At 58.5% G+C, this 10,564-nt stretch carries 7 protein-coding genes and 4 pseudogenes; all 11 read left to right on the plus strand.

Annotated features, from left to right (window positions below; translation table 11 throughout):
- Nucleotides 1-183 (plus strand): annotated as a pseudogene (locus NKI18_RS32945) (LysR family transcriptional regulator); the annotation flags it as partial.
- A gap of 198 nt (nucleotides 184-381) precedes the next feature.
- Nucleotides 382-1,809: an NAD-dependent succinate-semialdehyde dehydrogenase gene (locus NKI18_RS32950; RefSeq protein WP_353021988.1), complete on the plus strand. Its 1,428-nt coding sequence runs from the start codon at nucleotides 382-384 to the stop codon at nucleotides 1,807-1,809.
- Nucleotides 1,810-1,815: 6 nt separating this feature from the next.
- On the plus strand, nucleotides 1,816-3,360 hold the full coding sequence (locus NKI18_RS32955) for a fumarate hydratase (RefSeq protein WP_353021991.1): 1,545 nt from the start codon (nucleotides 1,816-1,818) through the stop codon (nucleotides 3,358-3,360).
- A gap of 218 nt (nucleotides 3,361-3,578) precedes the next feature.
- Nucleotides 3,579-4,076: an Lrp/AsnC family transcriptional regulator gene (locus tag NKI18_RS32960; protein WP_353021993.1), complete on the plus strand. Its 498-nt coding sequence runs from the start codon at nucleotides 3,579-3,581 to the stop codon at nucleotides 4,074-4,076.
- Between the two features lie 165 nt (nucleotides 4,077-4,241).
- Entirely contained in the window at nucleotides 4,242-5,648 is a 1,407-nt protein-coding gene (locus NKI18_RS32965; protein WP_353021996.1) for an aminotransferase, read from the plus strand.
- 257 nt (nucleotides 5,649-5,905) lie between these two features.
- Nucleotides 5,906-6,787 (plus strand): 3-hydroxybutyryl-CoA dehydrogenase, encoded by an 882-nt coding sequence (locus tag NKI18_RS32975; RefSeq protein ID WP_353021999.1) that lies wholly within the window; start codon nucleotides 5,906-5,908, stop codon nucleotides 6,785-6,787.
- Nucleotides 6,756-6,992 (plus strand): annotated as a pseudogene (locus NKI18_RS32980) (hypothetical protein); the annotation flags it as partial. The gene NKI18_RS32975 and the pseudogene NKI18_RS32980, both read left to right, overlap by 32 nt.
- Nucleotides 6,993-7,018: 26 nt before the next feature.
- Entirely contained in the window at nucleotides 7,019-7,756 is a 738-nt protein-coding gene (locus NKI18_RS32985; RefSeq protein ID WP_502900802.1) for an electron transfer flavoprotein subunit alpha/FixB family protein, read from the plus strand.
- A gap of 12 nt (nucleotides 7,757-7,768) precedes the next feature.
- The gene (gene purU, locus NKI18_RS32990) at nucleotides 7,769-8,623 is read left to right on the plus strand and encodes a formyltetrahydrofolate deformylase (RefSeq protein WP_353022002.1); all 855 of its coding nucleotides are present in this window, start codon (nucleotides 7,769-7,771) and stop codon (nucleotides 8,621-8,623) included.
- A gap of 379 nt (nucleotides 8,624-9,002) precedes the next feature.
- Nucleotides 9,003-9,448 (plus strand): annotated as a pseudogene (locus NKI18_RS32995) (MFS transporter); the annotation flags it as partial.
- A 640-nt stretch (nucleotides 9,449-10,088) separates the two neighbouring features.
- Nucleotides 10,089-10,564 (plus strand): annotated as a pseudogene (locus NKI18_RS33000) (LysR family transcriptional regulator); the annotation flags it as partial.

A 10,564-nucleotide genomic window follows, 5' to 3' on the forward strand; every position in this document is an offset into this window, starting at 1 on the left:
CAAGGCCAAGTCCGGGCGGTCAAAATCATTGATCCGGTGATTACCCGTTCCGTGGTGCTTGCCGTCAACCCGAAGGATGAGCGCTCTCCAGCCGTCTCCGCGGTCCGCAAGCTGATCCCCAAGGTCGTAAGGACTTTGATCGAGGGCAGGCACTGGTCAGCCACGGTTCCGGACCGGGCCTAGGCACATCCGAAACCAAGTTCCAGTCTGTCGCTCCGCCGCGGGTGCTTGAGCGGTATCAATCTGGATTCGAGATGGCTTTGGGCGACATTCCATATTTGACCGCATGCGACTATCGCGATGAAATCGCAGAGGAGCGAGGCACGGTTCGGTTATCGGCCGTTCTCGTAGGTTGGCAAATTCATTCAAGCGGAGCATGCGATGTCCAATGCCACCACCTATCAGCTTTTCATCAACGGCAGTTGGCGAGACGGTAGTGGAACCCTGACGGTGACCAACCCGGCGACAGAGCAGGTATTTGGCTCGGTGGCCGCGGCGTCGGCTTCGGATCTGGACGAGGCCCTTGCTTCTGCTGAGCGCAGACGCCGGGCCTGGTCCTCCCGACCGCCGAAGGATCGCGGCGAAATCCTTGTCGCGGCCGCAAGAATCCTGGCAACGAAGGTGGGAGACGCAGCCAAGGATTTGTCGAGAGAGCAGGGCAAGACGATTGCCGAAGCAACGGGCGAGTACGCGCGCGCAGTCGAAACGCTTGAGTGGTACGGTGAACACGCCGAAGAATTGTCGGCCCCAATTCCACATGGCCCGAACCGAATGATTGCCCCTGAGCCGCTCGGTGTGGTCGCTGCCTTCACGCCGTGGAACTATCCCGCCGTGCTTATCGCCCGCAAGCTTGCCCCAGCGCTTGCGGCAGGCTGTCCTGTGATCCTCAAAGGGGCTGAAGAGACACCAAGCGCCGCCATCTACATTGTCGAAGCGTTGCGCCAGGCGGGTATCCCGGACGGCGTGATCAATCTCGTCTTCGGCGTGCCGGCGCAAATTTCTGAACATTTGCTCAACTCGCCAATCGTAAAGATCCTGACCTTTACGGGCTCCACCGCTGTTGGAAAACATCTTGCCAAGCTTGCCGCAAATAACTTGCAGCGGTGCATCCTTGAACTCGGTGGGCACTCCCCAGTCGTTGTCTGCGAGGACGCGAATCTCACAAAGGCCGTTCCGGCAATTTCGGAATACAAATTCGAGTGCGCGGGCCAGAGCTGCAACGCGCCCAGCAGGATTCTCGTCGCCCGCCCGATCTATGAGGAGTTCCTTTCCCGGATGACCGAAGCCGCTTGCAAAATCAAGATCGGCCCACCTGACGACCCAGCGACGGATATGGGGCCGATGGCAAACGCGCGGCGAATCGAGGCCATGCAGCGTCTGGTCAAGGACGCGGTGGATCGCGGCGCCCGCGTCGAGACCGGTGGCGCCCGCTTGGACCAGCCGGGTTTCTACTGGCCGCCAACCATCCTGACAGGGGTGCCAAAGGATGCGAAAGTGCTTCATGACGAGCCGTTCGGGCCGATCCTGACCGTGGCGCCTTTCGACACGATCGAGGAGGCTATCGAGGAAGCCAATGCCACCGAGTATGGCTTGGCCGCCTACTTCTTCACCGGCGCGGCCAATGCGAAACGGACGCTGATTGGCGGTGTTTCGGCTGGCGCTGTCAGCATAAATTACCTGAAAGGGGTTTCCGCGGATGCGCCTTATGGAGGTGTCAAACAGAGCGGCTATGGGTATGAAGGCGGCGAGCAGGGCATGCGAAGCTTCCAGAACTTGAAACTGGTCAACGGGCTTGGGTCATTCGGGTAAGAGCTGGTGAGCAAAAGGACACGCACCATTGCCGGCGAAGACATTACAAAGAGCGTCGCCGACGCCCTTCAGTACATCTCGTATTACCATCCTCCAGACTATATCCGGTACCTTTCGCAGGCATACGCCCGCGAACAGAGCGCGGCGGCAAAGAACGCCATCGGGCAGATTCTGCTGAATTCGCGGATGGCGGCATTTGGGCGGCGGCCGATCTGCCAGGACACCGGTCTCGTGGTGGTCTTTGCCAAGGTCGGCATGGGCACCCGCATTCAGTCAACGGCCAGTTTCGCGGACCTCGTGAATGAAGGCGTCCGCCAAGCATATCTCGACCCCTACAATCCCCTCCGACCATCGATCGTCTCGGATCCGCTTGCCGGGCGGGTGAACACGCGGGACAACACGCCGGCAGTCGTCCACGTCGAGCTCGTGCAAGGCAACCAGATAGAGATCACCATCGCCGCAAAAGGGGGCGGGTCCGAAAACAAGGCGCGTTTCACCACCCTGAACCCCAGTGCGTCCGTTGCCGACTGGGTAGTCGACACCGTTTCGACGCTGGGCAGCGGATGGTGTCCGCCCGGCCTGATCTCGGTCGGCATCGGTGGCAGCGCTGAAAAGGCGATGCTGCTTGCCAAGCAGGTCATGAACGAGCCGATCGACATGTCGGAACTGATCGCCAGGGGGCCGTCAAACGCGGAGGAGGCGCTGCGGATCGAGCTTTATGAAAGAATTAATGCGCTAGGCATCGGAGCCCAAGGCCTCGGAGGTCTGACCACCGTGGTTGATGTCAAGGTTGCAACTTATCCAACTCATGCGGCGTCTAAGCCCGTGGCACTCATCCCGCAATGCGCAGCCAACCGCCACTTGACGTTCACATTGGACGGTAAAGGACCAGCGCAACTCCAACCGCCCGACCTTTCCCAATGGCCCCAGATCGATCATGAAGACTTGCAGACAACCGGCGTCCGCCGGGTCAACTTGGATGGGCTGACGAGGGAAGAGACAGCATCGTGGCGCTGCGGGGACACCCTTCTCTTATCCGGAAAGATGCTGACGGGTCGTGACGCCGCCCACAAGCGAGTGGTCGACCTGATCGATGCCGGTAAGCCGCTTCCGGTCGATCTGCGAGGACGCGTGATCTACTATGTCGGACCAGTCCGCGCGGTAAGGGGTGAGGTCGTGGGGCCGGCTGGCCCAACAACCTCCAGCCGCATGGACGGTTTTACTGAAAAGATGCTCGCCGAGACTGGCCTCTATGCCATGGTCGGTAAGGCGGAGAGGGGGCCAACGGCCATTGAATCGATTGTCAGACACAAGACGCCCTATCTAATCGCAGTGGGTGGCGCTGCGTACCTGATATCGAAATCGATCAAAGCGGCGCGGCTCGTTGCCTTTGAAGACCTGGGCATGGAAGCCATTTATGAATTCGAGGTCCAGGATATGCCTGTGATCATGGCTGTGGATGTTGAGGGAAATTCGGTTCACAATTCCGGGCCGATTGAGTGGCGTAAGCGCATGGCTGCCGATAGCATCGCGCGCAACATCGGTGTTTGATTATTCCCGTTAGGCAATCCGTCCTGCCTCGCTTATCCATAGACTCCGAAAGGGCAGTGAGAAGCTGTGCTTTTGTTTGGGCAAGCTGTGCGAATGGGCCCATGCGTGCGCCAGCACCGCCTGCGAGGAACGCAACGCTGGCTGGCACGTCGGCACCATGGATACAATTGGCGCAGACCCAAAAAGCAGCGCCTAAACGTAAATAGCCCGGCAAGGCCATGAAGTCGAAACTAAACACTGTGCGCTTGGACAATTGGGACCTTCGAATTCTCTCGGAGCTGCAAGCAGACGGTCGGATATCGAAAAGCGAGCTTGCGAAGCGTGTTCATCTGTCGGCGTCGGCCTGCTCGGAGCGGCTCCGCGTACTCGAAACAGCAGGAGTTATTGAAGGCTATTACGCGCGGCTGAGTCCATCCCTCACGGTGGGCGTGGTTTTCGTGATGGTGGAGGTGGTGCTGGATCGTCACCGCCTCGAAGACCAACGACACTTTGAGACCGCGATTCAAGGCATCCCCGAAATTATGGACTGCTGGGCTATCGGGGGCCGGGTCGATTACCTGATGCGCGTTGCAGCTCCCTCTATGGCTGCTTATCAGGAATTCATGGAGGGGTTGCTGCAGCTAGGCCTCGGGATCGACCAATATTATAGCCTTGTCGTGACGAAATCCGTAAAATCCAATTCGCCGATACCCTCGTCCGCACTAAGAGAGCGGTGAGTTTCCGGGGCCCGTGCTTTCCACGGACGTTGGCCAAAGTTCCGTGAATTCGTCGGCCGCAGACGCGCATTGCCGTGGAACGTGAGGCGTGTCCTCCGGTATATTCACGGCTTAGAGGGCGGCGACCGAGTGTTCTCCGACAAATGAGAAAAGAGGAGAGGGGCGATGAACCTGACCAATCTGGGAACCAAGCAAGTCCAAGAGAAGGATCGGAGCTTCGTCTTTCATCCGTCCACGCACTTGGCAAAACACAGCCGCGGCGAGACGCCGAACCGGATTATGGTCGGAGCGGAAGGCGTCTACATCTGGGATACTGAAGGCCGAAAGAGCCTCGACGGTTTCGGCGGGCTCTACTGCGTCAACATGGGATATGGATGCACGGAGATCGCTGATGCCATTGCCAAGCAAGCGCACGAACTGCCGTTCGCTCATGTCTATGCCAGCCAAGGCACGGAGCCTGTTGCCCGTTTGGCGGAGGCCGTGGTCGAATATTTCGGACAGAACATGCAAAGGGTCTATTTTGGCCTGTCCGGTTCCGACGCCAACGAGACCAATATCAAGCTCGTCTGGTACTACAACAACATCCTCGGTCGCCCCGACAAGAAAAAAATAATCTCGCGACATCGCGGTTATCACGGTTCCGGGCTGATCACCGGTAGCCTGACAGGCCTTCCGTTCTTTCACAAATTTTTCGACCTTCCATTGGATCTGGTGCGCCATACAACGACGCCACATTACTATCGCCAGGCGCATGAGGGCGAAACTGAAGAAGCCTTCTCCAAGCGCTGCGCCGATGAATTTGAGGCCCTTATTGTTGCTGAGGGCCCAGATACGGTCGCAGCCTTTATCGGAGAACCGGCACTTGGGACCGGCGGCATCGTTCCGCCTCCAAAGGGCTACTGGACGGCCATTCAAGAGGTGCTAGACAAGTACGATATCCTTCTGATCGCCGATGAAGTGGTCTGCGGCTTCGCGCGAACCGGTGAGAAATTCGGTTCCCACCTCTATGGCATGCGTCCGGATTTCGTGACCATCGCCAAAGGCCTGAGTTCCGCCTACCTCCCCATCTCCGGGTCAATCATCGGCGACCGCGTTTGGTCGGTCTTGGAAGAAGGGACGGAGAAGAACGGTCCTCTAGGGCATGGCTGGACATATTCTGGGCACACGCTGTGCGCGGCGGCCGCCCTTGCCAACATTCAAGTACTTAAGGAAAGAAACATCTTGGAGCACGTCCAGGATGTCGGACCATATTGGCTTTCCCGTATGAAAGCCGAATTGGAGGGACATCCTATTGTCGGCGAAGTTCGCGGCGTCGGAATTCTATCCGCCGTGGAGTTCATGCGAGATCCCAAAGCGCGCGTATCGTTTGAGCCCGAACTTCAGGTCGGCGCGCGTGCCGCCGCTGCTCTGCTTGAGAATGGTGTCATCGGCCGGGCCATGCCGCATGGCGATATCCTGGGCTACGCCCCACCGCTGATCATAACCCGAGATGAGATCGACATCATCGTCGACGCGACTGCGAAATCAGTTGATACGACCTATCGCGCGCTAAAGGCCGAGGGTGCGATATGATCCTGACGGGCGCCGGTGGACACTGAACCTTTGAGATCGACAGTCGTTCCGGCGATGAAACCAATCTACTAGGGGCTCCCTTTCGCCTTGCCGGCCTGAAGTATTCCAAGATCATCGTCGCAAGAAGGACGAGAAGCCCGGATCTTCGAGGTCGCCGATTACGACATCATCGGCGACCTTGTCGAAATCCTTCCGCAACTTGAAAGCGTTGTTTGACGATATGCGAGCCATCCTGAATGTCCGGAAGGATTTGCGATATGGTGGGAAACATCACGAAAATTGGTGTTATCGGATCTGGTCAAATGGGGAGCGGTATTGCCCATGTGACTGCGCTCGCGGGTTACGATGTCAGGCTCTATGACATCTTAGAGGAGCGGATCGAAAAGACGATCGCCCAGATCAAAGAGCATCTGGCGCGGCAGGTCGCCTCCGGAAAGATTGAGGAGGAGGAAGCGCGAGAGGCGCTAAAACGAATCTCTCCTGCAACTGCGCTCGAAGAATTCAAGGAAGCGCACCTGGTTATCGAGGCAGCGACCGAGAATGATACGATCAAGCGCAAGATTTTCCAGCAACTCTGCCCTGTCCTAAGCTCGTCAGCGCTTCTCGCAACCAATACCTCGTCGATCTCCATTACCCGGCTCGCGGCAGCGACCGACAGGCCGCAACGCTTCATCGGTATGCACTTTATGAACCCCGTACCGGTCATAAAGCTTGTTGAATTGGTGCGCGGCATTGTTACAGAGAAGGCGACCTTTGACGCAGCGCAGCGCTTTATCGAAAGCCTCGACAAGACGTTCACTGTGGCCGAAGACTTCCCGGGCTTCATCGTTAACCGCATTCTGTTGCCAATGATCAATGAGGCGATCTACACGCTCTATGAAGGCGTCGGCTCAGTCCATGCGATCGACACTGCTATGCGGCTCGGCGCCAACCATCCGATGGGCCCGCTGCAGCTTGCTGATTTCGTCGGCCTCGACACATGCTTTTCAGTTATGCAGGTGCTCCACGAGGGTCTCGCGGACTCGAAATACCGTCCCTGTCCGCTCCTCGTGAAATATGTCGAGGCTGGCTGGCTCGGCCGCAAGAGTGGGCGAGGCTTCTATGATTATCGCGGCGAAGAACCGGTCCCCACGCGCTGAACGGAGAAAGCATGACGCTCGTAGTCCCGGTCAGCGGATAGTGGATATCAACGTCAAGATCCGAGTAAAGGCGGACAGTTCGGCGGTTGAACTCGCCAACGTCACGATGGCGATTAACCCGTTCGACGAGATCGCGGTCGAGCAAGCGATCAGGATCAAGGAAGCCGGCAAGGCCCGGGAGATCATCGTCTCTTCGATCGGCCCGGAGCCACGTCCTGCTGGCCGACTCAGATGGACTCGAACAGCGTCTGCCGAGCCGATCGCCGCACTGATCGTCTCGTTCGCCGGCGGCTACGACACCTTTGTCGCGCCACGACCACCGGCAAGAACGTCTGGCCGCGCGTCGCTGCACTGCTCGACGTGATGCAGGTTCCCCGAGATCATCGCGGTCGAGGCACCCGACACCTTCAAGCGCCGATCTATGCCGGCAATGCGACCCAGACTGTGCAATCCACCGCCGCCAAGCGGGTGGTCACGGTGCGCAGCGCCTCCTTTCCGTTCGCCTCCCAAGGCAATGCGGCTGTCGTCGAGCAGATCTCGGCGGCAGCCGACCCGCAACTATCCACCTTCGCGGAAAACCAGCTGTCGTCGAGCGACCGGCCGGAACTCACCTCGGCTCGCATTATCATCTCGGGCGCACGCGCGCTTGGTTCGGCAGAAAAATTCCAGGAAGTCATCCTACCGGTCGCCGACAAGCTCGGTGCCGCCATCGGCGCTTCCCGCCGCCGTCGATGCCCCGGCTATGCGCCGAACGACTGGCAGGTCGGCCAGACCGGCAAGGTGGTTGCTCCCGATCTGTACATCGCCCGTCGGCATCTCCGGCGCCATCCAGCACCTTGCTGGCATGAAGGATTCGAAGGTCATCGTCGCCATCAACAAGGACGAGGAAGCGCCGATCTTCCAAGTCGCCGACTACGGCCTCGTCGGCGACCTTTTTGTTATCTGCCCGAGTTCTCCAAATCGATTTGACCCGAAGGTACAATGTCCCAACTCCAGATTCTAACTCTAACCTGCGATGACCGCCCCGGCATCGTCGCGGCTGTCGCAACCGAACTGACTGCGCTCGGCGCCAACATTACCGAGAGCAGCCAGTTCTGGGACCGCACCAGCAATCGATTCTTCATGCGTCTGGCCCTTGAAGGTGACGAGTCAGTTTCGACCGCGTCAATCGAGCGTGCGCTCAAGCCGGCAATCGATCGCTTCGGTTTTTGTGTTCACACTGTCGATGCGCGCCGCAGGCCAAAGATCATCATCATGGTGTCGAAATTCGACCATGCGATGCTTCATCTGCTTTACCAGATCAAGGTCGGTTGGCTGAACGCGGACGTGGTCGCGATCGTCTCTAACCACGAAGACAGCCGTGGGCTCGCCGAGCGGGATGGGGTCACCTACCATTACTGGCCGGTATGCAGGGACAACAAGACCAAGCAGGAACAGAAGCTGCTGGGTCTAGTGCGCGAAACTGGCGCTGATCTCGTGATCTTGGCCCGATATATGCAAATCTTATCTGACGACTTGTCAACACGCCTGTTCGGCAAGATGATCAACATTCATCATTCCTTCCTGCCCTCCTTCAAGGGCGCAAAGCCCTATCATCAAGCGTACGAGCGCGGAGTGAAGCTTATCGGCGCGACCGCGCATTACGTTACGCCCGACCTCGACGAAGGTCCCATCATAGATCAGGAGACTGAGCGCGTAACGCATGCAATGAGCGCGGAGGATTACGTCGCCACTGGCCGCGACATCGAAAGCCGTGTCCTTGCACGGGCCGCCAAACTGCATCTGGAGCGGCGGATTATGCTCAACGGAAATAAAACAATCGTATTCTCAAATTGACTGAGACCCGTGATGAAAACCACTCCGGAACGTGGAAGGCTGCCTTGGCGATCTGTCTCGATGCCGTTCGACGAGCAGCGCAGGTAAGGGGGCCTGTTCCCATGAGCTGTCATGTACGGCGACAGCAAAAGGTTCGGTACGCAAAGCTATATCGTCCCGCCGCTGTCCGGTCGTCACGCGACCAGGACTTGTGCGCGGCGCGCCCTGCCGGTCTCCTACCTACCCGGCAGGGCGCCCTTTTTTCAAAAGCGTTGGATGGGGCGTTTGCAGCGCGCCGGATCACCAACCAAAAAGTCCGCAGTGATGTATCCGAACTATCCCCGCGTTCGCACGAGCGGTCGCTCGCGCGAACGCGTACAATGTAAAGGTTTCCAGGAAGATGGGCACCGGGGCGCACGTGGATGCGGACGCGATAGCGCTATCGATCTGTTCACCTCTCAAGAACCAGACGTTTCGCTCGACCGGCTGTCTACCCAAGTCTCATCCCTCGGCTGGATGATGCACACGGTCGCCATTGGCTGGCTCATGGCCACCGTCTCACCTTCCGATCTAATGGTCGCGCTGGTTCAAGCCTCATCCACGCTGCCCGCCTTCATCCTCTCCGTATTTGCCGGAGCCGTTGCAGACAGTTTCACCCGGCTCGGCCGGTCGCTGATTGCGTTGGCATCGGCGGTACTGACTGGGTTCTTGGCGTTAGGCGTCGTCGACCCGTGGATCATCCTCGGTGTCGGTTTTCTGATCGGATGCGGATTCGCGCTGAGCGATCCAGCCTGGCAGGCATCAGTTGGCGATATCGTTGACAGGCGCGACCTTCCGGCTGCCGTCCGAGCAACACAGGATCGGCAGAGGCTAAATCTCGGGAACAATCAGTGAGGCAATCGAGAACATCCGAGTGAGGCAACGGCATTGTTCTTTGGGAACACTCTTGGGCGAGGCAATACGCGCTCTCACCTTGATTGTCGCGCCGCAGAACGCGAAGAGGAGATGAATTTAGACACCTCGGCATCAGTTTCAGAGAGCAAATTTCAGGAGGTTTGTGTGTTGAGAACTTGGTCCAGAAGCTGTCCGATATTTCGTCGCTGGCAAGAACAGAGGCGATGTTGAAGGGGGCCCTCACCGATGCGGTCCATGAGCTCGGCTTTGACTGCTATGCCTATCTGAACATCCAGCCAGTGCGGAGCTACGCGGGGGGAACTCGAGTGGGCCCGTCGCGTCGTTGCGCGGAAGCGATGCCGCGGGCGCGGACTGTCCGCATTCTCGTTGGATGGTAAGATGGTTGACCCGCCAGTTGTGCGACGCGCCCACGATCTCCTGGCGCTCGCCAGCAATAACTGACCTGCCTTCCGTCGGCTGCCAGACAGGGCCCGGTTTTCAAGACGGCGGCAGATGGTTTGCCTTGCCCTCCAATCGTTTCGAGATAGGAAAGAAGGCACTGGGGATCATGCCCCGGTTGGATTTGTTGATTGTGGACATCAGGCAGTTAAGATACTTTGTCGGCGTCGTCGAAGCAGGTAGTTTCACGAGGGCAGCTGCGACCCTCAACGTTGCTCAAAGCGCTCTGAGCCTGCATGTGCGTCAACTAGAGGAAGGATTCGGCACCCAACTGCTCGTTCGCGATAGGACCGGTGTCAGCGTCACGGCGTCCGGGGACAAGCTGCTTGAGCGCGCGCGGAACATCCTGAAGGAAATTCAGCTCACTGAGGCGGAACTGACCAACTCGGTGGCTGCTCCTTCCGGAGAGGTGACCATTGGCATTCCGTCCGGAGCCGCTCGCGTCCTTAGCGGTCCCCTGCTTGAATCGGCAAGAAGCGAATTGCCGAGAATCTCACTTAAGATGACGAGGGCATGACGGGACCGCTCGAGGAGTGGATGGCTGCTGGCCGCTTCAATCTGGCTGTCCTTTACCGTACTGCCGAGAGTGTGGGGCAAATGACGGTGCTG

The organism is Mesorhizobium sp. M0800, assembly GCF_040320095.1.
Taxonomy (GTDB): domain Bacteria; phylum Pseudomonadota; class Alphaproteobacteria; order Rhizobiales; family Rhizobiaceae; genus Mesorhizobium.

What these genes read in the sequence shown, in the direction of transcription:
- NKI18_RS32950 (WP_353021988.1), top strand. Translation starts at nt 382, where the DNA reads ATGTCCAATGCCACCACCTATCAGCTTTTCATCAACGGCAGTTGGCGA.
- NKI18_RS32960 (WP_353021993.1), top strand. Translation starts at nt 3,579, where the DNA reads ATGAAGTCGAAACTAAACACTGTGCGCTTGGACAATTGGGACCTTCGA.
- NKI18_RS32965 (WP_353021996.1), top strand. Translation starts at nt 4,242, where the DNA reads ATGAACCTGACCAATCTGGGAACCAAGCAAGTCCAAGAGAAGGATCGG.
- NKI18_RS32975 (WP_353021999.1), top strand. Translation starts at nt 5,906, where the DNA reads ATGGTGGGAAACATCACGAAAATTGGTGTTATCGGATCTGGTCAAATG.
- NKI18_RS32985 (WP_502900802.1), top strand. Translation starts at nt 7,019, where the DNA reads ATGGACTCGAACAGCGTCTGCCGAGCCGATCGCCGCACTGATCGTCTC.
- purU (WP_353022002.1), top strand. Translation starts at nt 7,769, where the DNA reads ATGTCCCAACTCCAGATTCTAACTCTAACCTGCGATGACCGCCCCGGC.